This is a genomic window from Clostridium drakei, from assembly GCF_000633595.2.
Lineage (GTDB): Bacteria > Bacillota > Clostridia > Clostridiales > Clostridiaceae > Clostridium_AM > Clostridium_AM drakei.
The window spans coordinates 49704-75654 of sequence record NZ_JIBU02000003.1 but is presented as its reverse complement, the minus strand read 5'-3'; the positions used below and the strand labels follow the sequence as shown (position 1 = coordinate 75654).

General features: G+C 31.5%; 23 protein-coding genes. 6 read left to right on the top strand and 17 right to left on the bottom strand.

The window, feature by feature from the left end; translation table 11 throughout:
* Window positions 1-10: 10 nt before the first annotated feature.
* From EG57_RS0201410 to EG57_RS0201390, 4 genes are all read left to right on the top strand, one after another.
* Window positions 11-913 carry a helix-turn-helix transcriptional regulator gene (locus tag EG57_RS0201410; protein ID WP_032075530.1) on the top strand — a complete coding sequence of 301 codons (903 nt, stop codon included), beginning with the start codon at window positions 11-13 and terminating at the stop codon, window positions 911-913.
* 84 nt (window positions 914-997) lie between these two features.
* The gene (locus tag EG57_RS0201405; protein ID WP_032075529.1) at window positions 998-1801 is read left to right on the top strand and encodes an SDR family oxidoreductase; all 804 of its coding nucleotides are present in this window, start codon (window positions 998-1000) and stop codon (window positions 1799-1801) included.
* A gap of 15 nt (window positions 1802-1816) precedes the next feature.
* Window positions 1817-2515, top strand: a complete 699-nt coding sequence (locus tag EG57_RS26465) for a nuclear transport factor 2 family protein (protein ID WP_108849529.1) — start codon at window positions 1817-1819, stop codon at window positions 2513-2515.
* Between the two features lie 2 nt (window positions 2516-2517).
* Window positions 2518-3348: a nitroreductase family protein gene (locus EG57_RS0201390; RefSeq protein ID WP_032075528.1), complete on the top strand. Its 831-nt coding sequence runs from the start codon at window positions 2518-2520 to the stop codon at window positions 3346-3348.
* Between the two features lie 336 nt (window positions 3349-3684).
* Here the strand turns inward: EG57_RS0201390 and rlmD are convergent, their stop codons facing one another.
* Window positions 3685-5067, bottom strand: coding sequence for a 23S rRNA (uracil(1939)-C(5))-methyltransferase RlmD (gene rlmD / locus EG57_RS0201385; protein WP_032075614.1), 1383 nt, complete (start codon window positions 5065-5067; stop codon window positions 3685-3687).
* A gap of 229 nt (window positions 5068-5296) precedes the next feature.
* Here rlmD and EG57_RS0201380 point away from each other — a divergent pair, with 229 nt between their 5' ends.
* Both EG57_RS0201380 and EG57_RS0201375 read left to right on the top strand, forming a co-directional pair.
* Window positions 5297-6763 (top strand): aminotransferase-like domain-containing protein, encoded by a 1467-nt coding sequence (locus EG57_RS0201380; RefSeq protein WP_032075527.1) that lies wholly within the window; start codon window positions 5297-5299, stop codon window positions 6761-6763.
* A 194-nt stretch (window positions 6764-6957) separates the two neighbouring features.
* Complete coding sequence (locus EG57_RS0201375) at window positions 6958-7575, top strand: LysE/ArgO family amino acid transporter (protein ID WP_032075526.1); 618 nt, start codon at window positions 6958-6960, stop codon at window positions 7573-7575.
* Window positions 7576-7603: 28 nt separating this feature from the next.
* On the opposite strand, the gene EG57_RS0201370 is transcribed toward EG57_RS0201375, so the two are convergent.
* The 16 genes from EG57_RS0201370 to pfkA form a co-directional block, all read right to left on the bottom strand.
* Complete coding sequence (locus EG57_RS0201370) at window positions 7604-7966, bottom strand: DUF1540 domain-containing protein (RefSeq protein ID WP_032075525.1); 363 nt, start codon at window positions 7964-7966, stop codon at window positions 7604-7606.
* A gap of 210 nt (window positions 7967-8176) precedes the next feature.
* Window positions 8177-9187, bottom strand: coding sequence for an aldo/keto reductase (locus EG57_RS0201365; RefSeq protein ID WP_032075524.1), 1011 nt, complete (start codon window positions 9185-9187; stop codon window positions 8177-8179).
* Window positions 9188-9387: 200 nt separating this feature from the next.
* Window positions 9388-9756 (bottom strand): hypothetical protein, encoded by a 369-nt coding sequence (locus tag EG57_RS0201360; RefSeq protein WP_242859783.1) that lies wholly within the window; start codon window positions 9754-9756, stop codon window positions 9388-9390.
* Window positions 9743-9961, bottom strand: coding sequence for a DUF4176 domain-containing protein (locus tag EG57_RS25110; RefSeq protein ID WP_242859782.1), 219 nt, complete (start codon window positions 9959-9961; stop codon window positions 9743-9745). The genes EG57_RS0201360 and EG57_RS25110 overlap by 14 nt, the downstream gene beginning before the upstream one ends.
* Before the next feature lie 522 nt (window positions 9962-10483).
* Window positions 10484-10867, bottom strand: coding sequence for a hypothetical protein (locus tag EG57_RS0201350; RefSeq protein ID WP_032075522.1), 384 nt, complete (start codon window positions 10865-10867; stop codon window positions 10484-10486).
* A gap of 15 nt (window positions 10868-10882) precedes the next feature.
* A complete protein-coding gene (locus EG57_RS0201345; protein ID WP_032075521.1) occupies window positions 10883-12673 on the bottom strand; it encodes a hypothetical protein in 1791 nt (596 codons plus the stop codon).
* A gap of 26 nt (window positions 12674-12699) precedes the next feature.
* Complete coding sequence (locus tag EG57_RS0201340) at window positions 12700-13020, bottom strand: hypothetical protein (RefSeq protein ID WP_032075520.1); 321 nt, start codon at window positions 13018-13020, stop codon at window positions 12700-12702.
* 89 nt (window positions 13021-13109) lie between these two features.
* Window positions 13110-13475: a hypothetical protein gene (locus EG57_RS0201335; protein WP_032075519.1), complete on the bottom strand. Its 366-nt coding sequence runs from the start codon at window positions 13473-13475 to the stop codon at window positions 13110-13112.
* Between the two features lie 219 nt (window positions 13476-13694).
* Window positions 13695-16058: a YhgE/Pip domain-containing protein gene (locus EG57_RS0201330; RefSeq protein ID WP_032075518.1), complete on the bottom strand. Its 2364-nt coding sequence runs from the start codon at window positions 16056-16058 to the stop codon at window positions 13695-13697.
* 39 nt (window positions 16059-16097) lie between these two features.
* Window positions 16098-20525 carry a type VII secretion protein EssC gene (essC, locus tag EG57_RS0201325; RefSeq protein WP_032075517.1) on the bottom strand — a complete coding sequence of 1476 codons (4428 nt, stop codon included), beginning with the start codon at window positions 20523-20525 and terminating at the stop codon, window positions 16098-16100.
* Window positions 20526-20533: 8 nt separating this feature from the next.
* On the bottom strand, window positions 20534-21754 hold the full coding sequence (locus EG57_RS0201320) for a type VII secretion protein EssB/YukC (protein ID WP_032075516.1): 1221 nt from the start codon (window positions 21752-21754) through the stop codon (window positions 20534-20536).
* A gap of 13 nt (window positions 21755-21767) precedes the next feature.
* Window positions 21768-21998, bottom strand: a complete 231-nt coding sequence (locus EG57_RS0201315) for a hypothetical protein (protein ID WP_242859790.1) — start codon at window positions 21996-21998, stop codon at window positions 21768-21770.
* Complete coding sequence (locus tag EG57_RS0201310) at window positions 21979-22482, bottom strand: type VII secretion EssA family protein (RefSeq protein WP_032075514.1); 504 nt, start codon at window positions 22480-22482, stop codon at window positions 21979-21981. Before EG57_RS0201310 ends, EG57_RS0201315 begins: the two co-directional genes overlap by 20 nt.
* A 136-nt stretch (window positions 22483-22618) precedes the next feature.
* Window positions 22619-22915 carry a WXG100 family type VII secretion target gene (locus tag EG57_RS0201305; protein ID WP_029159405.1) on the bottom strand — a complete coding sequence of 99 codons (297 nt, stop codon included), beginning with the start codon at window positions 22913-22915 and terminating at the stop codon, window positions 22619-22621.
* 206 nt (window positions 22916-23121) lie between these two features.
* Complete coding sequence (gene pyk, locus EG57_RS0201300; protein WP_032075513.1) at window positions 23122-24876, bottom strand: pyruvate kinase; 1755 nt, start codon at window positions 24874-24876, stop codon at window positions 23122-23124.
* A gap of 42 nt (window positions 24877-24918) precedes the next feature.
* Window positions 24919-25878: a 6-phosphofructokinase gene (gene pfkA, locus EG57_RS0201295; protein ID WP_029159403.1), complete on the bottom strand. Its 960-nt coding sequence runs from the start codon at window positions 25876-25878 to the stop codon at window positions 24919-24921.
* Window positions 25879-25951: the final 73 nt, after the last annotated feature.

Sequence of the window (25951 nt, the reverse complement as noted above, 5' to 3'; positions counted from 1 at the left end):
GAGTGATCATATGCAGATTAACAGACTTTTTGAAATCATATACATTTTGCTCAATAAAAAATCCATAACTGCCACTGAATTGGCGGAACACTTTGAAGTATCCGTGAGAACGATCTACCGGGATATTGACACGTTGTCTTCCTCAGGGATACCAATTTATGCAAGCCAAGGCAAGGGCGGTGGCATCTCTTTGCTTGACGATTATATCCTTGATAAATCTCTTCTTTCAGAAAAGGAACAAAACGAAATATTATACGCACTTCAAAGCCTTTCAGTCGTAAAGGCGCCCGAGTCAGATGACGTTCTTGAGAGGCTAAGTCGTCTGTTCAATAAAAATAAAACGAGCTGGATTGAAGTGGATTTTAGTCCATGGGGCAGCGATAAAAAAAGGGCATTTCAATTTACTATCATAAAGGACGCCATTTTAAGCCGCCGGATCATTGAATTCAATTACATTAGTTCCTCTGGTAAGAAAAGTGCGCGGAGAGTGGAACCGGTTAAGCTCATTTTCAAAGTAAATGCCTGGTACCTGCAAGGGTTCTGCCTTACCAGAAACGCCTATCGAACCTTTAAAATCTCAAGAATGTCGGAGCTTCTGATGACGCAGGAGGTTTTTACTGAGAAGGTCTTGAGTGAATTACCAAATGAAAGCCAGACGGATAATACGCAGAAATGGATTCAAGTATGCTTAAAGATATCTGCCGAGGGGGCATATCGGGTATATGATGAGTTTGATGAAAAAGATGTCACGAGGAATTGGGACGGCTCATTTACTGTTACTGCCTCCTTACCTGAAAATCAATGGCTGATTCGTTACATCCTGTCTTTTGGTGCCGATGTTGAAGTGTTAAGTCCAAATAATATATGTGATATGCTACGGGATGAATTAAATAGAATTTCCAGCAAATATTAATGATAACCTGACATGATGCTGTCAGGTTATCATTGTTACAATGGGAATGTAAAATAAATTTAATCATAGTAAAGGAGACTATTCATGAATAATTACAACCATATAGAAATTGACCCAAAGGAGCTTGCCGGAAAACGTGTTCTTGTAACTGGCGGAACTAAGGGCGGAATGGGAGAAGCAATTGTAAAACGCCTTACAAAAGCTGGTGCTACCGTCATCACAACAGCACGAACCACCCCGGATGAATTAAAAAACACAGAATTATTTATACAGGCTGATATTAGCACCGTCGATGGCACAGTAAAGATTGTGGACTATATACTTGAACGCTTTGGCGGTGTCGATATTCTTGTCAATAATGTTGGAAGCTCTTCAACCCCCACCGGAGGCGTTCTTAAGCAAACTGACGCAGACTGGCAGCGGACCTTTGATACCAATTTGTTCGCGGCGGTCCGGCTGGATCGAGGCTTAATTCCTCCGATGCTGAAACAAGGTTATGGCGTTATTATTCATATTACATCCATTCAGCGCCGCTTTCCGGGAGAAAACACCATGGCATACTCGGCAGCCAAAGCAGCGCTTGCAAATTACAGCAAAGCACTTGCAACTGAGCTTGCGCCGAAGGGAATCCGTGTTAACAGTATTGCGCCCGGGTTCACGGAAACGAAAGCCGCAGAAAGACTCATCGAGCGGATGGCCCAGGAACGTGGATGCACCTATGATGCCGCCAGACAGTCTTTGATGGACTCACTGGGCGGCATTCCGATCGGCCGCACAGCGCGCCCGGAGGAAGTCGCGGAGATGGTGGCTTTTCTGGTATCTGACCGCGCTTCTTACATTGTCGGCGCTGAACATACCATTGACGGCGGGATTGTCCGAACACTGTAAAGGAGAGTGAAAATTATGTCAAACAATCAATTTCAATTACCAAAACCGGTTGAGGTACATTTTCAGGCAACAAACACGGATGACCCCGTGACCTTCCTTTCCGCTTTTGCTGAGGACGCCGTCGTCATAGACGCCGGTAAGGAATATCACGGAAAAGCCGCTATTAAAGAGTGGAGCGACCTCGATTATTTCAGTATACATTTGAGGCTGGAAGTCACAAACGCCGTTCTGGATGCGGGAGAACTCGTCGTCACCGCAAAATCAGACGGAGATTATGACAAGACCGGCCTTCCAGACCCTCTATATCTTGATTTTCACTTTACGCTGGATGGGGATAAAATCACACGGCTTTGCAATGTTCTTTCCTCTAATAGCAGGGCAATTCCATTGCCGCAGTCGATTGCTGCCTTTTATCATGCCTCCGATGTGTATGACGATGCGCTGCTTGCGGGTTGCTTTGCGGCTGATGCCGTGTTGGCTGACGAGGGAATGGAGTATCATGGCCCCGAAGCCGTCAGCGAGCATATTCTGGAGGCAAACCGAGACGCTAAAGTCATGACCGAAATTACCCACTGTACAGAGAAAAACGGTGAAACGGTTGTCACCGCTACGCTTTCTGGCAACTTCGAGAGAAGCCCGATTCCGCTGGATTTCCATTTTAGCCTTGAAAAAGGAAAAATCAAAGCCTTAAATATCGTACTGGCTGGTAAGTGAGCATGACTGCGGAGAATTTGATTCAGATAAATCAGGACAAATGCACACAATGTGGACTTTGCGTAAAGGTCTGCCGGGGCACGCTTGACATGGGAGAGCACGGCCCCGAGGTCATCGATGATTTCTGTATTGCCTGTGGGCATTGTGTAGCGGCTTGTCCAAACGGCGCATTGGATCACAGACAGGCCCCGCTTGAAAAACAAGTCTTACTCAAAGAAATGCCGATACAGGACGCCAATACGGCAGCCCGTTTTCTCCGGTCACGTCGGTCTGTTCGATCTTTTCAAAAAAAGCGTGTGCCGCGTGAGACCATCCACGAGCTTCTGGATATTGCACATTTTGCGCCAACAGCCTGCAATTCACAGGGAGTATCCTATCTTGTTGTGGATGATGCTGTGACCTTAAAAGAAATCGCAGCTGCGGTTGCGGATTGGGCGGAGGAAGATTTAAGATACGGTGCTTTAGGAAAATCCCCATGGTCAAAAAACACCGCCAATACCATACGCTGTTACCATGAAAATGGCAGGGACACAATTCTGAGGGATGCGCCATGTTTGATCATTGCCATGGCACAGAAAGAGCGTTTCGCTCTCGGTCGGGACAATACTCATTTTGCACTTACCTATGCCCAACTTTATGCTCCGGCACTCGCTCTTGGCACCTGCTGGTCAGGGCTGTTTGAATACTGCGCAGCGGCGGGATATGAACCCCTGCTGCAGCTTCTCCAGCTTCCCCAAAGCAAGAGCGTCACAGGTGCGTTGCTCGTTGGATATCCCAGCTATACTTTTAAACGATTAGTGGACAGGGAACCCTTGCAGGTTTCATGGCAATAATGTGAGAGTATAACATATGATAAAGCAAGGCACTTTACGAAATTGATGTAGATGCCTTGCTTTTTATTATGAGTAAACTTTTCTGCTCAAATCAGATATGTTCCCACGCACACGCAATAATCCAAAAAACATCTATCCTGTCCTCTCACCAAGCCCCAAAAATGCAAAACATCTATTCTGTCCTATCGTGAAAGCCTGTTATCAATCCTGTTCTCTCGTGAACGGAATCCGACCCGATAGACTGATTCCCTTGCACAAGTAAAATCACGTTTTGAGCGTACAGTTTGAAAACCGCAAAATCACAGAAATGGCTTATTTACTGGGTTTCCTGTACATTCAGTCTTTTACCCTTGACATCAATACGACCGTCTCAACGTGAGCAGTTTGTGGAAACATATCTACAGGTTGAATTTCAGTAGCCTTATACCCTAATTCATCCAGTATGCTCAAATCTCTAGCTAAAGTTCCTGGATCACAAGAAACATATACTATCCTTTCAGGAGACATTTGTGCTATAGCCTCTAAAAGACTCTTTTCACATCCCCTTCTTGGTGGATCTACAACTACTACATCTGCTTTTACTCCATTTTTTATTAGTTCAGGAATGACTTTTTCAGATTCTCCTACTATAAATTCTGCGTTATCAATATTATTTTGCTTTGCATTTATCTTGGCATTTTCTATAGCCTGTGGAACTATTTCAATTCCATATACTTTTTTAGCCTTTTGAGATAAAAATAAAGATATAGTACCTGTACCACAATATGCATCAAATACAGTTTCATTCCCAGTCAATGAAGCATATTCCAATGCATTATTATATAATACTTCTGTTTGTACTGGATTAACTTGAAAGAAAGATAATGGAGATATATTAAATTTGAAATCACCTATATAATCACTTATATTATCTTTTCCCCACAAAGTTATACATTCTATTCCTAAAATTACATTAGTTTTTTTACTATTTACATTTTGTATAATACTAACAATGTTCTCTTTACTTTCTATCAGCATTTCTATAAGCTCTTCTTTATGAGGTAATTCATTACTTCTAGTAACTACAACAACCATAACCTCATTTGTTTTAAATGCCTTTCTAACCATTATGTGTCTTATGCTTCCACTATGTAATTGCTCATTATAAGCTTCTATTTTATATTTTTTCATCCAACTTTTTATCAGTTTCAATACTTTGTCTGCTGCTTCATGCTGTATATTACAGATATCCATATTTATTATTTCGTGAGTTCTCTGAGCATAAAATCCTATATTAACTTCTCCATTTTTTTCTCCCACAGGCAGCTGAACTTTGTTTCTATATCTATAAGGGTCATCCATACCAATAGTGTCATTTAAAATTACTTCTGAAGTTTTTAATTTTCCTATTCTTTCTATACAATCTTTAACTCTCTGCTTTTTAAAATCCAATTGTGCCCTGTAAGAATAATGCTGAAGCTGACATCCTCCACATCTTTTATATATATTACAAGCTGGTTCAGTTCTGTATTCAGAAGCTTCCATAACATCTATAAGCTTTGCAAAAGCAAAATTCTTATTTACTTTAACTATTTTTACTTTAACCTTCTCGTTTAATAAAGCACCAGGTACAAAGACTGTAAAATCATTTATTTTACCTACTCCTTCACCTTCATACCCCATTCCTGTTATATTCATATCATATTCTTCATTTTTATTTATAGAAATGTTTTTATTCATTATTTCACCTACCATATTAAATCTTCTTTCACTATTCTACAGTTTAGTATTAAATTTGTCTATTAAGTTTTTTTATTTTGTTTTTATCAAGATTAACTATTAAAATATAACTTAGAGGATATCTTATTCTTATATGATGTAATTCTCAATATATTGAAATCACAAATTACAACTTATTACACATTTTGTTAATAAATAAAAGCTATATATACAGGAGGTGCATTGTTTTTTGATAAACATTAACTGGAAACCAGAAAAAAATAGTTCTAACCCTTTATACAAACAAATTGTAGATTATATAATAAATGAAATATCCACTGAAAATTGGGTTGTAGGTACTAAGCTTCCTTCACAAAGACAATTAGCTGGAGACTTCAAAGTAAATAGAAGTACTATAGTAGAAGCCTTTGATGAATTAAAAAGTAAGGGTTTTATTGAAGGAAACAGTGGTGGTGGTACTAGAATAGTAAATAGTACTTGGTCTTTGCTTTCATCAAGATCTAAATTAAACTGGCAAAATTACATAGAAGGAAGTATACACAAACCCAATCTTCATACTATTCAAATGGTTAATAAGCTGGAATATAAAAAAGGCATTATACGATTAGGCACTGGTGAACCTGGACCTCAATTGTTTCCTAAAAATATTATGGATAAAGTATTAAACAGGTGCTCCAACAAAATTACATCCTTAGGCTATCTTGAAGGTAAAGGTCTTTTAGAACTAAGAATTATTTTAAGTGAATATCTTAAAATTTATGGGATAAATGTTAAACCATCTTCCATACTTATTGTTTCTGGAGCACTTCAAGCCTTACAATTAATAGCTTTATCAATTTTGCCTTTAGGTTCTAAAATCCTCATAGAAAAACCATCTTATTTAAAATCCCTTCACATATTTCAATCTATGGGTATGAATATGATTGGAACAAAGATGGATGACAAAGGTATTATTCCTAATGAAATATCCAAGGAAATTAATAGTAAAGTTAATACTTTATTATATACAATTCCTACTTTCCATAATCCTACAGGAACTGTAATGACTAAAGACAGACGTATGGAAATATTAAATTTATGTCAAAAACATAGAATTCCTATTATTGAAGATGATGTATATAGAGAATTATGGTTAGATGAATTGCCTCCCCTTCCATTAAAATCTTGTGACAAAAATGGGAATATACTTTATCTTGGAAGTGTGTCAAAATCTCTTGCACCAGGTTTTAGAATTGGATGGCTTATTGGTCCTGAACCAGTAGTTGAAAGATTAGCTGATATAAAAATGCAAACGGACTATGGTTCTAGTTCATTATCTCAACTAATATTGGCAGAATGGATAAGTAGTGGACTTTATAGCGAGCATCTTAACAATGTAAGATCTAAATTAAGAATTCAAAGAGATAATGCCTTAAAAACCTTAAATGAAAATTTTTCTGATATTGCTACTTGGAATATTCCTAAAGGTGGTTTTTATATATGGTTAAAGCTAAATTCTCCTATATCAATGAATAGGTTATTCTCCGAAGCAGCAAAAGAAAATATACTTATTAATCCAGGAAGTATATACGACTCTCTTAATAGTGAAAATTTAAGAATATCTTATTCTTATGCTTCATTAGAAGAAATGAAAATTGGTTTAGAAAAATTATCTCGTATAGTTAGAAGTTTTATCAAAACATCAAGTTATTCCTAGACTCAGAGATAGAGCTTACTTTTGAGAAATACCTTTCTACATCTAAGTCTTAGAAGAACTTATCTAGGCGCGTGTCAATATTTACCGCTTACTTTTCTTTGGTTGGTAAAACTTTTATCATTTTGGTTGGAGATATTATCCTTAACTAAAGCTATAATTTACATTAGGAATCTTAGTTCAGGAGGATAATATATATGATAAAATATTTAATTCAAGGATTTGTTTTAGGTCTCAGCTATGTTGCACCTATTGGAATGCAAAATCTATATGTAATAAACTCATCCATATCTATGAGTAAAAAAAGAGCTTATGAAGTGGCCTTTATAACTATATTTTTTGATATAAGTTTATCCCTTTCAAGTTTTTTTGGTATAGGTTTGCTTATAAATAAGTTTAACTTTCTCAAGTTAACAATATTGTTATTGGGAAGCATTATTATTTTATACATTGGAATATGCCTTATACGATCTAAGCCCAATTTATCAACTCAAACTTCTACAGATCCAAATATACCAATATCAAAAATAGCCCTTGCATGCTTTACTGTAACTTGGCTTAACCCTCAAGCTATATTAGATGGTACACTATTATTAGGTAGTTTTAGAGCATCCCTTCCACTAAATACTTATAACTTTTTTATTGGTGGAGTGTGTACTGCTTCTATAGTGTGGTTTACCTTTTTAGCTACAATTTTTTCTATATTTAAAAACACCCTTACCGAAAAATTTCTTAAAAAAATAAACATACTTTGTGGCTGTATAGTTATGTTTTATGGAATAAAATTATTATATTCATTTTTAAAAGCCATATAATTAAAATAAGCGGATAAATCCGCTTATTTTAGTGATCTTTAAAAGTTTCACATTCAGTTTCCCTACTAGTTCTTGCCTCAGAACCATATACTTGAACATTACTTGCTGTGCATAATTCATTTACATTATAAATACAATTTTCAGCTTCACACTTTATTTCTGGACTCATCTCTATAGACTCTGTACTAAATAACTGTTTAAACTGTCCAACCAAGTTCATATTTGTAAAATTAGACATAGCATTTATAACACCTTTTGGAGAGAAAGTTTCACATCCAGTTTCTCTACTGCTGTGAGATGCCTCTCCTGTTATATGTATATTATTAGCAGAACAAAGACCATTTATATTATTTACACACTTTTCTGCATTACAGCTTAATTTTCCACTCATTAAATATCCCTCCAAATTATTAATAAATTTATTATATGTTTTGTTAATTGGAGGAATTTTATACCTAAAAAAAGTGCACCTTTTAAACAAAGGTGCTAGGAATAGAATCAGTTACCTCTTATTTCCCTATCATGTTATTTTAACCATAAATCATTTTATTATACATAATTTCATATAAATTTTCAAGAAAAACTTTTATAAAAATTTATTTTATTTTTCAAAAGTCTTCTTAACATCTTTTAACATCTTTATTATTGGCAAATTATATGGACATCTAGACTCACACTTTCCACATTCTATACAATCTTTTGCAGTCACCTTTAAAGCTTCATATCTGTCTTCCGCCCATTTTTTTAAGTTATATCTTTCTTTATATCCTTGTAATAAAAATATACCTGGTATATCTATTCCCTTTGTACATGGTGCACAATATCCACATCGTCTACAAAATTCAGTACCTAACTCATCTGATATTTTCTTAATTTCTAGTTTCTCATCTTCTGTTAATTTGATATCATTTAAAGCAACTGCAGCATTTTCTTCTACCTCTTCTATTTTTCCCATTCCTGGTATAGCACAGGTTACACTTTCATTTTGTAATATATATTTCAATGCTAATGTTCCATTATTTATAGCTCCACCTGCCATTGGCTTCATAGCTATTATTCCTATGTTTAATTCTTTTGCTCTTTTAAAAAGCTTTTCTGCTTGATCCTCTACTATATTATATGGATACATTATTGTTTCAAACTTTCCGCTTTCAATAGCAAGTTCTAAAATTTCAAGACTATGAGAAGTTATTCCTATGTGCTTTATTTTTCCTTCCTGTTTAAATTTTAATAAAGCTTCATACGCTCCATCTTCACTTAAAACTTTATTGTAATCTTCCATAGTTTTTACATTATGTAATTGATAAAGATCTATATAATCAGTTTTTAGATTAGCTAAACTTTTATTTACATCATTACTCATAGATTGCTTGTCTCTAGCCATGGATTTAGTAGCAATAATCCATTTATCTCTTCTTCCTAATAATGCCTCACCTATGTATTCTTCAGATACAGAATAACCTCTGGCTGTATCTATAAAATTTATTCCTTTTTCTTCTGCCGCTATTATAACTTCTTTAGCACTTTCATTATCTATTCTTTGTATAGGAATTCCTCCAAAGCCTATTACTGAAACTTTTAATCCTGAATTAACTAAATTTCTATAATTCATATCACTTACCCCTTATCAATTTAATAATTTACTTAATGGGATTTTACTATTACATTTAGATAATGTCAATAAAGGTGACTTTAAATCAGCAATTTAGGTGAATAGACATTTATATTTCAAAATTTTAAAAGTAAGATCGCCCTTCTTTGTTTTTTTATTTGTTTACACCACGAGGTGTGTGGTGAAACGTAGTAAACCTGCTATTTTCCATTTGTTTGACTTAATGTTTCAAACATACCTGCAAAAGGGTCATGGTTCGTAATTATACCACAATTGAATAAAACTGTAGATATACTCGCTGTTATAGCTATAAATATTATTAATATTACCGCTGGAAGAAGTGCATACGAACGTGCATCATTTCCAGTTATACTGTAATGATGGATATTCCATAATGTACCTATAATCGCACCTATTACTAACACATCTACCTTAATAGGCATTAAATATATTAAACTAGGAACACCACTAACACACAAGGATATAACATAACCAATTACATAATAAATTAATTTGTATTTATACTTCTTTTTATTTAACCTTGTTTCATTTTCATCAACAATCTTCATTTTCATCTTTCTCTAATCCTTGCAAAAATTTATTAAACCCTACTTCTTCCTCATCTTGATAACCAGTAAAAAATATTGTATCAATTTGTTCATGATTAAACAAATAATTATGATTTAAGTCAATATTTCCTTCTGGATAGATGCATGCTACATAATCCCACTCCTTCTTTGTTTGACTATCTATTTGTTTTCTTCCATATATCATTACTTTTTTGTCCACCTTTTAAAAGTACTATAGATCCTATTGATAAATACTTTTCCATTAAACTACTCTCCTTCTATTATATTTTTTATCCTTTATCTTGCTTTAGTTAAAAACACTCATAAGTATATTTTTTTTATTTTTAAAGCTCATTAAAACTCATTTTTTATACTTTAGTAAGGGAATCATATATAAATAGACCAGCTATTAATAGTATTAATAGCCCTATGCATATAAAAAACTTTATCACATTTTTCTTAACCTTTTCAATTGCTTCTGTATCTCCTGATTTAACAGCAGTTCTATATAGAAAAATAAAAATTGAAATAAAAAGAAGTAACATTGGTTTTTTAGCATTAATTGTCCTAATTTATTCTTATCTACTTGTCCATCTTTCCAAATACTGAACATATATTGTTTTCTATATCTCTTACGCCACTACAATATTTATTAAAACTTAGTATTCATAAAAGTCGTGGTTGAGCCATAACTTTTCCAAATTTAGTATATTTTTTTATTTATTATTTATTTTTCACATCCAAACATACCTAAAAATGGTCTTATATCTGTAATTATATTATATTTTAGTAGTATTTGAAGTAATATTACTACTACTACTAATAATACTAGAGATATAATTCCATAAACGACACCGTTCCAACGTATTTCTATATCAGTTTTGTTTGGCTTTTTGGGTACTTTTGATAAAGATGTTATAAGTATAGATATACACATAGCATCTACTTTTATAGGAATTAAATAAGTAAGTTTAGGTATCCCTGTAATACATAAAGATATAATGTAACCTATAATATACCCTATTAAGATAATTCTCCAGTTTATATTTCTCTTGTTTGGTTTTTTAATATAATTTTGACTCCAATTAGTGATTTTCTTTTTTTTACTCATAATATCTATCCTCTTTTAATCTTCATTTGGTAATAAACTTGATTGGACTGATTGTGCTGTACCTTTAGTATTTCTTAAATCTACTCCTGTGTAAAATGAATTTTTAGTAAAATCCCATGTATTGAGTAAAAGGTGTTCTGTTATAGTACGTTGTAAAATCATAGGTGTTTTAGTAGATTGATCAATTACTTGTATTGTATCTACTGTTTTCTTAGTTGTTCCATTAATTGTTTTTGTCGTTATAGTTTCTATAGGTAACTTTAATCGTTCTGCTTTTGCTATATTTTGAGGTCTTGGTACTACTTTAATACTATCTTCTCCTATTATCTTTGATATACTTTGAACATCACCAGCTATACAAATTCCTCCACATATTAAAGAAGCTCTATTATAATACATTTCTCCATTTTCATCGCCAAAAGATTTTTTATAAACCCAGTCTCTTAATGGATTTATTGTGTTAAATTTTTTACCTGTTAAAGCATTAACTACTTTAGTTCCACCTTCAGTCATTGCACTACTACCATCTGCCATTAAATACCCTCCTACTGGTATAGCAATTGGTGCAGCTAATCCTTCTGTAAGAGCTGACCCCCCTGTTGCTACAGTAAATCCTAAGTCTGTTTCTGTATAACCGCCTATAAACTCCAAAGTTCCATCCAAACCCATATATACTCTATCTTTTATTTCTTGTTTTTTAGCATACTCACCACTCTTTATCTCCGATAATGTCTTAGCTAATTCACCTTCAAAATATTGTCTACTATAGACTTTCCAAAACATCCAACTACCTTCATCATCACTCAATTCATTTTCCTTAAGCCAATTTAGTTTATCAGCTAAATAATTTATACGATGTAAGGTTTTTTTATCAACATTTTGTAACCCAATCACATTTCCTGTTTCTGGGTCTATAATATAAGCTATAGATGATGGAACATAACTACCGGTCAGATTCATTAATTGAGCTAAATCCTTCTCTTCCTTTATTGCTTGTTCTTTCAATTCGGCATATCTCTTTTCACCTAATACTTTTTCTAAATATGCTAACATTTCTTTTTCCTCATTAGTTAATCCACTAGGATTCTTTAACATTAATTGTTTTACTTTATTCTTATCCACTTGTCCACTTTCTGAGATAATGGACATACCTCTAATTTGAGATATTCCTTCAGTTATTCCTGATATTTTCGAAAACACTGAGCATATATTTTCTTCCATGTCTCTTACACCGCTGCAATATGTATTAAATGAAGTATCAAACTCTGTCAAACTTGTTGTTTGATTTCTAAGCGAAGTTTCTGCACTTTCAACATTTCCTGTTATAGGAAATGTTGTAAAGGTCAAGCTGTTTACCAAACTTAGTATTTCTACAAATTTGGAATTCATATTTCTATAATAATCGTTTGTACATTCATTAACATTGTTGTTTATTGGAAATTGCCCTCCATATTGAAGTGAAATAATCCCTGTATCGTCATTTGTAAGTGATGCTCCTCCAGCACTTCTTTTTATACAATCTTCAAAGCCCTCACATCTTTTCTTTAATTGAATTGCTCTTGGTTTTTCTTCATTTTCTAAAGCATTTTTCTCATATTTTATGTCTTCTATTAACTTTGTATAAAACTCCTGCTTTTTAATATGATTTTCCATAAATTTATCTTTTGCTTCACCTGACCATCCTAAGTCAGCAAGTACTTTAATTGCTTTGTTTATGTTTTCTTTTTGCTCTTCTAAATCTTTTATTACATTTTCATATTCCCTTATTGTTGCAGTTAACTCACCTATATCTAAACTAAAGTCCATTTCAGGTCCTCCTATTTCTTGTGGTATTAGTCATCTTTGCTATGATACTCAATATCCTCTGTTATCATTGCACTTTTTTGAGCTTCTAATTGTTGAATTTTATCTTCACACTTTTTAACTAATTTAGGTAGTGACTCTGTCATATCTTTATTCAACTTTTTTTCTTCAGACATCAATCCTCCCATATTAACACAAGAAAATGTTGTCATACAATTTACTGCTAATTTTTGTAACTCTATTGATACAGAGAAATTTGTGTTATTTGCATTAGAAAATAAGTTTTTCATTTCATTTATTTTGGATATATCACTTGTACATCTTGAAATATCATTACATCTACATCCCATGTTTCTGCTTCCTCTCTACATGTTGTTTCTGTTTTTACTTAACATTGTAATTTAAACTAGAACCTTATATTATATTAGTTGTTATTCACTTATTTGGTTTGTTTATCAGCCATACTTGCAGCTACTTCAATTCCTCCTACACCTGGTCCCAAAATAGCTTCTGTTATACTATGCGCTAAACTAGAATCCAAACCAAACATAGAAATTTTTGCACTTGTTAAATCATTAATCTCTTCCTGCAATTCTTGTGTCATTTTCAGAAAATTTGCCTTAAGTACATTAGCACTAAGTATAAATGCAGTTCCTCCATCTCCTAACCACTTTCCCTTCAAATTAGCATTTGTTTTATTAAAATTATTGTTTGTTGCAACTAAGTTACTTTTATAATTTGTTAATTTTGAAATTGCATTATCAAAAATTTGTTCATTTAACTTAATTTCTTTGCCTTCAGCCATTTTCCTATTTTCCTCCTTACTAACTTTAACCATAATTTCAATTGAAACTTAATTATATTGAGAATATAAATTGAAAGATTCGCATCCAATTAACAACAAATCCTATATAAGTAATACATTTTTACCATGTCTCTTATATAGGATTTATTAATCTACTTATTCAAGTTAGGTTTTATACCATCACTCCGTTGCTAATCCCCTCATGGTGGATAAGCATTTCTACGCTCCTGGATAAGCTCTTCTTTTACGCACAAACATTGCAATTCTTAACATGCTATATGCAACTAAAATTGAAATTGCTATTCCTTTAACTTCATTAGTATCATTTTGCTGTTGTTTAACTATATTCCCTTCTAGCGATTTATTTTGAGTTACCAATACAGGATTTGTAATAAATCTATACAAATTTGAATTTTCTACAGTTCCTAATCTTGAATTTCCCAATACACTTACTAAGGAATCCAATCTTTCTTTATTAGAATCTGCTGTTTTTTTCTTCATTGTCTTGGCATTCTGTAATCCACCTGCCAATTTACCTTTAGATTCTTCAATTCCTCTATTTAAGTCACCCATCATTGCAGTAACATGGTCATTGGATTGCTTTCTAACTTCATCTTCAACTTTATTGTATTCATCTATCTTTTTTGTCACTTTATCGTTCAGATCTTCATTAGATTTATCATATTTTCCTAAAAGCTCAAATATTTCTTTATCATCTTCTACTTTAGCAGGTGTTTTCTCAAGACTATCTGCATGGGTTATGATGTTATTAAATTGGGCCATATAGTCTTTATCAAATACATCTACTACATCTTTAACCGTAATTGGTCCAGCATTTTCCACAACTTTTTCTGCTTCTTTTTGTATTTTCCCTTTTATACTGTTTACACTTTTTTCATTATTAGTTTTAATTGTAGAAATCAATTGCTTTTTATTTGATCCATCTACTGAATCTTTTATTTGATTGATAAGAGTGTCTTTTATCTTCAAGCTTTCACTTAATGTTTTATCTTTATTTTCACTAAAGATATCTTGAAGATATTTATAGTCATCATCATTCATAATATATTTTGCTGATGATGCTATTTTATCTGAATCAGTATTAGCTTTATTTAAATTACTAATTATGTCACTTATACTCTTAACATTTGCATCATTTTCATCAACATTTTTATAATTACTGCTTCTTGATGTTATGAAATTCCCACTTTTGTTATCAATTCCTTTAACTATATATTCTTTTAATTCATCAGAATCTTTAAATGAATTATCATTTTTTGAATTAGCTAATGGATCTTTTAATATTTTACTATAGTCAATATCGTTATTCTTCACCACTTGATTATACACATCATCAAAAGCTTCTGGATGGATTTCTTTCAATTTACTTATCATTTGCCCATATAATATATATTCTTCATTAAGTGATTGTGTTTTAGGAGGATTCTCACTTTTTATATCTTTTTTCAAATTCTCCAAACCACTTATAGCATTATTTTTTATAATGTCAGAATTTGAGTCTGCTTTTTCTTGTATGTCTTTAAGTTTCTCATCAGATTTTTTAATAGCATTGTTTCCTTTTTCATTTACCTTTAATAAGGTTTGATCTTCATACTTATCTACTAGACCATCTATTTTACCCTTATCTTTGGTTAAATCATCTAAATATGAATTAACATCAGATATATTTACATCATAATTATTTGTTATCCCACTGTAGTTATACTTATATCTACCAGAAAATTTGTCAGCTATCTGATCTTGATCCATTTTTTTTAATCTATCTGAGAAGGTTTTAACTCCTGCATTTTTATTAATCAAGACATCAACAAGTTCCTTTTTAATACCATCTAACTCTGCTTCTTTAGGTATCATTTTAGTTCTATATTTTTTATCAACTTCATCTATTACTTTTCTATTTTCATCAAAATCCTTATTTAAATCTAAATTACTAAATTTAATATCTTTGCTTTCTAAAGGAGTCAACTTAATTGACGCCAGTATGTCTGAATCATTTATTGAATTAAGTGCCTCTAAATCAGTAGTATCATCTTTTAATATGTCTGATGCATAATCTTGCCCATTATGTAATTCAGCAAATATACCTGATAAATACATATAACTTAACTTACTGTTTAAATTTTTTTCAAAGTCACTTATTCTCCCTGACACTACGAGTTTGTTTTCCTTAGTTAATTTATCATTTGTCTGGTAGTAAATTTTAACCTTTGATGGTGTAACTTCATTTATTGATGTTATATTTTTGGAAAAGTTCCCTGGAATTACAATCATAGCTCCATATTTACCACTTTCTATTCCTTTTTGGGCTCCTTCTCTATCTGTTATTTCATATCCACTATCTAAAGACTTAAAAAAATCTAATGTATAATTGACTTTTTTATCCTTATAACTTGTTCCTTGATCCTGATTTACCACTGCAATTTTAGTTGATTCTTTACTTTGTTGTTGTTTCTCAGTAAAAAAAGTCTTTTGTTGTACCTGCCTTCCAACATAAAATGAAGTGGTAGATGTCGCAATTATAGCACTCATAATAATAAGTGCTGGTAGTACCTTTCCTTTCAAATTTTCTATTCCCCTCCTCCAATTTATTTATTATATTATTTATTTCACTTTAGGCATTTTAATCAACTGCATTTTGCCTTTGCTATACATATACCCTAAGTCTGAAGCTATTTGTGGACTTTTAGTATAATTTGCAATTACAGTTTGATCATTTGGATTGCCTAAAATAATTGCATCTATAGATTTTTTAAATATTTTAGTTACATCATCATATCCTTTAAGACCATTTCCTTGAACACTGGCTATAAACGTTATACCTATACTACTTGCCTCTTCTATTATTTCTTTTACAGGCAAATCTTTGATTAAGTTTATTTCTAATGTGAAATTGTCACAATCATCTATTAATACCATAATAGGATTTAATGAAGCATAGTATATTTTTGGCATCAATCCTGGTTCTTCTGCTCTACGTTTATCAAATTCAGATTTTCTCTCATCAATTATTTTCTTGATCTTATACAAAAATTCTCTTTGTTCATCTTGTGATGTAACATATTTATTAACTTCATTTTTATATGGATAAAGCTCTCCACTTTTAGAATCAAACACATAGGTTTCAGTATTTTTTCTTAATGAAAGCATTATTTTTAGAACATTTGTCTTACCAGTTTGAGCCCCTCCTATTACTAATTTAAATCCTCCATCTAATTCAATAAATTGAGTTCCTACATTTTCTGCATCTAGTCCTACTGGAATTTTATTTTTATATTTCTTTTCATCTGCAAATTCTTTAAGTTTGCTGATTGTAAGAATTTCCGGCAACATTCTTATACCTTCTACTTTGTCACCAGTATATAGAGCTTTCATTTTTTCTACCATTGTTAATATTTTATTTGCATATTCTAGCTCATTTTGAAAATCAACTCCACAGTAGACCTGCATTATATTAATATTTTCCAGTTTAACCATAGCTCTTCCTGGTATATCCGGTAATGTATAATTGCCCTTTCCTATAATAGTTCTAGCTTCAGTTTCATCAAACAGATAGTGTGTCATTTTATTTTTAAAGTTATTTAGCACTGCAAATTTAATCGCATTCTGACGAGAAGCTGTTACTATGGTGAATATTCCTATACCAGCGCCATCTCTTGTTATTTTCATAATGAAGTCTTCTGCTTCTATTCCAAACTCCTTTATTACATCATAATTATCTATTATGATAAATAAAGCTGGTAATTTTTCATCACTTACCTCATTATACATAGTAAAATTGGCCACACTTTCTTCACCTAAAAGCCTTTTTCTCTTCTTTGCTTCCTGGTCTATTATCTTGCACATTTTTTGGAATTTAACAAAATCATCAAATTTGATATAATCTCTCGTATGAGGCAACTCTTTCATTGGTATTAGTCCTGAATTACCAAAGTCCAAAACAAAAAATTGCAGATTTTGTGGTGAATTTTTAACTGCCAGTGATAACATAATTGTTGTCAATGTTGTAGTTTTTCCAAATCCAGCTGATGAAAATATAACAAAATTTCCTTCTTTTGAAAAATTTAATTTATATTCATCTTGTGATTGATTTTCTGGTATATCTACAATACCAATACTGACATTAGTATCTAGTTTTTTAAATTCTGCTACATCAACTATATTATCTTCATTAATATGAGGCGAAGTAATTTTAGTTTCTAATGGTGGTAGCCATGGTTTTTTTACCACTGGCAATTGTAATCTGTTGAATAATTTATTTATATAATCAACAGTTACATCTAGTTCTGTTGCTTTAAGATTTAAATCTTCAGCACCGCTGCTTAAATCATTATTAAGAAGTTGGCCTTGTCCTATATGATTAATGAGATATACTCTATCATCTATTGAATCATCATCTTCGTGATTTTCATATGTTGCTCCACTCCAAGCTGATTGAAATAATTCATAAATTTCATTATTTCCAACCTGTAAGTATGCTCGTCCAGGTTCAGTTATTTTTGCTGCATCTGGTGTTTTTATGATTTCATTACTATCTGATTCATTCTGAACTTTTAATGCCAATTTAAACTTTGAGTTACTCCATATTTGGTCATCAACTACACCTGATGGCTTTTGTGTTGCAAGTATTAAATGAATTCCTAAACTTCTTCCGATACGAGCAGCACTAACTAATTCCCTCATAAAATCGGGTTGTTCCTTTTTTAATTCTGCAAATTCATCTGAAATTAAAAACAAATGAGGCATTGGTTCTTCAGCTTCACCATTTTTAAATAGCTTATTGTATTGATTAATATGATTTACTTCATATCTATTAAATATCTGCTGTCTTCTTGCTAATTCACTCTTTATAGATGCCATAGCTCTCATACTTTCAGATCCATCTAAGTTCGTAATTGTACCTAACAAATGAGGTAAATTTTTAAATAAACTAGCCATACCTCCACCCTTATAATCAATTAATAAAAATCCAACCTCATAAGGGTGAAAATTTACCGCTAAGGATAAAATATATGACTGTACTATTTCACTTTTTCCTGATCCTGTAGTACCTGCTATAAGCCCATGAGGTCCATGAGCCTTTTCATGAAGATTTAAATATACATAATCTTTTTTACCTCTTACACCTAAAGGTACTGCTAAAGTTTTATATGCTTGATTCTTTATCCATAAATTTTCTATTCCTAGCTCCTTAGGACTATTAACATTGTACATTTCAAAGAATGTTATGCTCTCTGGAATTTGATTTCTCATTCCTTTAACATGTTTTAAACAAGCTAATCTTCTAGATAAATTCTCTAACTTTACATCTACATGATTGAGTTTAACTTTTTTATTTACTAGAATTCCTTTATCTATTACAAGAGTTCCAGATTCATAATTGTCAATTTTTAATATTGTTCTAATGTTTTCAGGTAAATTAGCCTTAAACTGGCTTGTATATATTATTGAAAAATCTAATTTAGAATCATATTTTTGTAAATGTTCCATTATAGAATGATTTAATATTAAACTTGGTTCATCAATAACAAATAGATAATATGGTGTAAATCTTATTTTGTCCTGATTTTCAGTACTTTTTATTTCTCTATCCTTTAATATTTTAGAAACACTACTAAGTACTTGATCCCTCACTACCTCTGTATCTATAAGCCCTCTAACATTTATGGCTCTTATTTTAAAATGAGGATACCATCTTAACCACTCAAAGTTTTCCCTATATTTTTCGTTATGTATTAATATTATTTCCAAATCATTATAGCTCTGAAATACTGTAAGCTCCGCAAATATAAGGTTTAGTTGCTCATGTACATATTTCTTCTCTCCAACTAATCCAAAGTGGGCCTTTTTTAAATCAATAGCAACCGGCATATCTCTCACTATGCTAAACTCATTGTAAACTTCATTGGCTTCATCTAATAATTCATCTTTTTCAAGTTGTATAGATTCATTAGAAAACTTCATCTCATAGCTTGCTTCTATATCAGTATTTCCTATTGCTATACTTAAAAAGTCCTCATCGGTATATGTACGTTCATATATTCTGCTGCTATAGAATTCTATCATCTTTTCTATTTGCTTTAATGTAGGATTATGATAATTTAAAGCTTCCATTTGTTCTTTTCTTAAGCTGTCTAATTTTTTTCTAAGGTTTAACAAATATTTATCATATACTTCTTTTCTAAGCTTATTTTTTCTTTTCTCCTCTTCTTTATCACTTATATAAGAGATTATGGAAAACACAGCACTCATTCCCATTGCAGCAACGCTCATGATAATGTATATCCCTCTAGGACTCACTATGCTTATAATAACAGTTATTATTAACATTACTATTGGCGGTACTATAATTCTCGCCAGCTGTCCTTTTCTTCTTTCCCCTTTGCTTGGTGGATTTTTAAAGCCTACTGTTTCAGTTGGACATTCTTTAATTATTCTAGGTGATCGCTTATATTCAGGAAAACCTTCAAATTTTGTTTCTTCTAAATCCACAGTATGAAGAGAAGTTTCATATGAAGCTGAATCTCCTTCAATGCATAACACATCTTCATGATATGCAATCTTAATTCTACCAATTAAGATTAGATCATCTTCCCTCAAAATAATTAGATTTTCTTTTACTAACTTTCCATTCACATAAATCTCTTGTTCTGTAAGTCTATATAATCTGTTTTTTTCTAATCTTAACTTTAATTCTCTAGTTGTTTTTAAATAGATGATATCGTCTTTTGAGTTTCCAATGGTAATAAAACCCTTTCTTTTTATTGATACTTTCTTTCTATCATTTATAAAATAAACAATTGATAAATTTTTTCTATATTCACACATATATCTTTCATAGGGTTTTAATTTTATCTGGTTTTCTCCAATATTCAATATGGCTATATTATTTTCATTACAGCAAGCTATATTTCCAATGTTTTCTTCTTTAGTTCCTATTTTAAACTGTTCTGAAATATATATTTTTTTATCACATGGAATCTCCCTTACTATATCATCCTCAAAAAATAATACACTGTTTCGATAATACATTTTTCCTCCTACTTACCTGGAGCTAAATTTATTCCGCTTCCTGATTCATTTGATTTATCTCCGCCTGCAGCTTTATCTTTAGCTGCATCAGTAGTAGTTGAATCTTTTGCTTTATTTTTTTTAGCCTCTTCTCCTATATTTAGTTTTTTAGTCAATTTTTCTATTTGAGATTGTAAGCCATCTTGTGCTTTTTGTTTTTCTTCTCCAGTCATCTTATTATTATCTTGTATATACTTTTGTTTATTTAAAAGAGCATATAAAAGCAATTCATCATCCTGTACTTTTTTAGCCGAATCTATTGCATCATCATATTTTAATTTTCCTATGGCAATCCAATAATCTAAAATACTTTCATCACTCTTATCATTTAATGTAGCTATTATATTCTTCTTTTTATTTTCTGCGAGATTTTGTGACATTACATATGAATATGCAAGCTTATATTTTGATTCATTGTTAAGTTTTAAGCCTCTTGTGTTTTCAAAACATTTTATTACACCTTCATAATCTTGTTTCATATAATAGCTATTAGCCTTAATTACCTTTCTTTCAAAGGGAACTAAAAATACTGCTGAATAAACTGTATAAGCCATTAATCCAGCTATTATTACACTCATTGCCCATATACTATATTTTCTTATCTTATGATTCCTTAATTTTATTTCTATGTATTTTTCTTTATCTTCTTTTTCTTGTATTTTTAAATCTTCTAAAAGTTCATTTTTAATTTCTTCAATACTTTCAAAGGACACGTACTTCTTAATTTTTTTATTATTTTTCATCAAATCCATGCCGCCATTATAAAAGTCCTTATATGAATATTTTTTATTAAGTACATCTGCAATTAAACTTTTATATTGTAAAACTAAATCTTTATAATCTATAACCTCAGCCTCTAACCTTATATCTCTATCCTTGATTTTAGGAATATAGTTATAATCATAATAGATGTTATCTGTTTCTAATTTAAATGAATATTCCTCTGCTATTTCTAAAATACCACTGACATTTATTAAAAATCTCAACTTTTCAACAGTTCTTCTATTTTTTATTTCACTAAACGGCTTCAATTCGTTTAAATCATATGTAAACTTTACCTCTTCGCCTTCAACCTTTGCTTTGCATGGAATTAAATATGTGTTTTCATAAGTTAGCTTATTAATTTCACTATCTCTTTTAGCATTAATCTCTGATAATTTAACTACTTTTTCAAATTCATTTTCTTTCATAATCATTTATCCTCTATAATAATTCTAATTTATCTCCTGTGTATATATTATTTTCTTCAAAAGTGCTGTATATAGAAATTATTCTCTTCTCTCTACTGGATTTACAATAATTCACCTTTTGTAAATCTAGATTTAACCCTAAGCTATCATTAACTATCTTTATAGCTTCTTCTATAACTTGTTCACTATTTAAAGATATATCAAATTCACCTTTCTTCTGCACTCTAAAATCCAGCGTAATCATTATATTCACTGCGTTTTTCTTCTCCTCTTTGTTTCTTAATATAATACAGCCTTGTTACTATGCCTGTTAGTATGCATAAAATCACAATTAATGAAATAGTTATAATATTACTATTACTATCCTCTTTTTCATATTCAATTTTTTTCTGCATGCTTTGTTCATCAAACAAGCTATATGTTTCCATATTTTGAGAAAATTTTTTATCTCTAATAGATTTTGCATTAACTGTTGTTAAGAAAATGCTATTATATAAATCTTTTCTATTACTCTTCTGTTTATTACTTATTTCTTGTTTTGTTTTTGTAATCTTATCTGTAAACAAATCAATACCATATATGTCTGGTACTGACATGTATGCTTCATTTTGACTACTTTTTAAAGAGTCATGCTCTATATCTAATTCATTACTTGCGCTAACTTTATATATATTAAATGTAAATATAATTAGAATTACTAATATACTTACAATTGTATTCTTTTTCATTTCTTAACTCCTAAAATGGGCTGTCTCACTAAAAATAAACTTACTAAAATATCATGTTTGTCATTGGTATACAAATCAATATATTGTATGTAATTTTCTTAATGCGGCAGCCCTTTTAATTCAATTATTAACTATATTATTTAACTCCAAATTGTGAAGCTATCTCTTGATCTCTTTCTTGCATTGCTGATCCAGTTTGTTGTAATTGATGTGAAATAGTTTCTACAAGATCATGCATATTTACAAAACTTGGTCTTAATTCATTAAATTGATTGGCAAAGCTTGCACTTGCTTGTCCTTCCCATTCAGTTTGTAATTCTGATATTAATGAAGTCATTCTATTAATTACCTCATTAATTTTTTCTGCTTCTTGATGATAGTCCCTTGATCTTTCTATCATACGTTCTGGTGAAATTCTAATTTGATCTGACATTTTGATTTTCCTCCTTTTTTTAAACTGCATTCCCTATTATATCATTATAATCATATTTCTTCCACTATTGTATTTTAATTATGAAAATCAAGCAAAAATTTACAAATATTTTATTCATTTTATTAATTATTTTATATATATCATTAACTATTTTATAAATATATATAAAATAAAAGACTGCCATAAAATTATGACAGTCTTTTGATTTACATTACATTAGTTCTTCCATTATAAACAATTCCTCTTACAACATCCATTGTAATAAAAGCTCCTGTTTTTAATACTTCAGTTGCACCACCTGCATTACATATAATAGGTATTTCACTTGATATACATTCTATAGCTAGATGTGAAGTCAATCCACCTTCTTCTCCTATTACACCAGCAACTCTATTAAGTACAGATATATATTCTCTATCTAAACTCTTTACAACAAGAATATCACCTTTTTCAATAATTTCATCTGCTTCTTTAGCTGATTTAACTATTTTTACATTACCATAACCTGGTTTAGCACCTGCACCTCTACCTTGAACTAGTATATCTCCAACTATATGAACCTTAAGCATATTTGTAGTTCCTGAATAACTTACAGGTATGCCTGCTGCTATAACAACTAAGTCTCCCTTTTTAACATATCCAGTTTTTAGAGACATTTCTACAGATTTCTCTATTAGTTCATCTGTAGAATTCATTTTTTGTGCACATATTGGAAATACTCCCCAGTTTAAAGCTAACCCTCTGGCAACTCTATCACTTGGAGTTACTGCTATAATAGGACTTGCTGTTCTATATTTAGAAACCATTCTTGCTGTATATCCACTTTGGGTAGCTGTTATTATAGCTGATGCATTCAATTCTGATGCAGTTGTACAAGTAGCTAAACTTATAGCATTTGCCACAGTATAAATATGAGAATCTTTCATTTTATTTAATGTTTCTTTATATTTTATTGTGGACTCAGCTTCTTTAGCTATTCTAGACATTGTTTGAGCAGCTTCCACAGGCCACTTTCCATTTGCTGACTCTCCACTTAACATTACAGCATCAGTACCATCTAATATTGCATTAGCTACATCTGAAGCTTCTGCCCTAGTTGGCCTAGGATTTCTTTCCATTGAATCTAACATTTGTGTAGCTGTTACAACAAACTTACCAGCCTTATTACATTTTTCAATTATCATTTTTTGAGCTGATGGGACTCTTTCTATTGGAATTTCTGATCCCATATCTCCTCTGGCAACCATTATACCATCTGAGAATTTAATTATCTCATCGATGTTATCAACACCTTCTTGATTTTCTATCTTGGAGATTATTTGTATATCATGTCCACCAAATTGTTCCAATAATTTTCTTATAGCTAAAACATCGGCTGCTTTTCTTATGAAAGATGCTGCTACATAATCAACACCCATTTCACAACCAAATTTTAAATCCTCAACATCCTTTTCTGTAAAAGAAGGAAGGTTAGTTTTTACATTTGGTACATTGGCATTTTTTTTAGTAGTTATCATTCCACTGTTTCTTATAATACAATGTATATCAGTTCCTTTAACTTCTTGAACCTCCATACCAATTAAACCATCAGCCATTAATATCATATCTCCTGGTTTAACATCTTTATATAATTCACGATAACTTAAATTACATCTTGTAGCATCTCCATTTACATCTTCACCACAAACTATTGTATAATTTGTACCTTCAACTAATTCTACTTTCTCTGGAAAATATCCTGTTCTTATTTCAGGTCCTTTAGTATCAAGTATTATTCCTATTTGCTTATTATATTTTTTTCTCAACTTTTTTACTAACTCTATTCTTTCTCCATGTTCTTGATGATCACCATGGGAAAAATTATGTCTTGAAGCACTCATTCCAGCTTCAATTAACTTTGACAAAACCTCTTCTGTGTCACTTGCTGGTCCAATTGTAAAAATCATTTTAGTCTTTTGCATAGCTTTATTCTCCTTAATATATATTTAAAATTTACTTATATCTTAATATGATAATATTTTCGCGATGTCATAAAGCCTCTCATCAAAATTTCTTGGAATTGCTAATGCTTCATCTATATCCATATCTTCTATCTTACCGCCAATTACTCCAACTACTCTAGAAGACTTTCCTTCTGCTAATAATTCAACAGCTTTAAATCCCATTCTAGAAGCCAATACTCTATCTGCACAAGTAGGACTTCCACCTCTTTGTATATGTCCAAGTTTAGTAGCTCTTGCTTCTATACCTGTAATTTCTTCTACTTTTTCAGCTAACTGATCTGCTCCACCAATACCTTCTGCAAGTATTATTAGATTATGCATTTTTCCTCTTAATTTACCTTCTAATATAGTTCTACATAATTCATCTTGCTTATATCCCTTTTCAGGAACGATTATGCTTTCAGCACCACCTGCAAGTCCTGCATAAAGTGCTATATCACCACAATTTCTTCCCATAACTTCAACAATACTTACTCTTTCATGAGATGTTGAGGTATCTCTTAGTTTATTTATAGCATCTAAAACTGTGTTTACAGCAGTATCAAAACCTATTGTATAATCTGTATATGGTAAGTCATTGTCTATAGTTCCTGGTAATCCTACTGTTGCTATTCCTAATTTTGATAATAATTGAGCTCCATGGAAAGATCCATCTCCTCCAATTACTACCAACCCATCTATACCAAAAGTCTTTAATATATTCGCACCTTTTTTTCTTCCTGCTTCTGTTTTAAATTCTTCGCAACGTGCAGTCCTTAGCATAGTTCCACCACGTTGTATAATATCAGCTACACTATGTCTATCCATTGGGAAAATTTCACCACTTAGTAATCCACTATAACCCCTTTGTATACCCATTACTTTTAAGCCTTTATCTAGGCCTGCCCTTACTACTGCTCTTATAGCAGCATTCATTCCTGGCGCATCCCCACCACTTGTTAGCACAGCTATTGTTTTCATACATATACCTCCTATGACCGCTGGGACATTTTATGTCCCACGAACATTATACAATATTTATTCTCTTTTTACA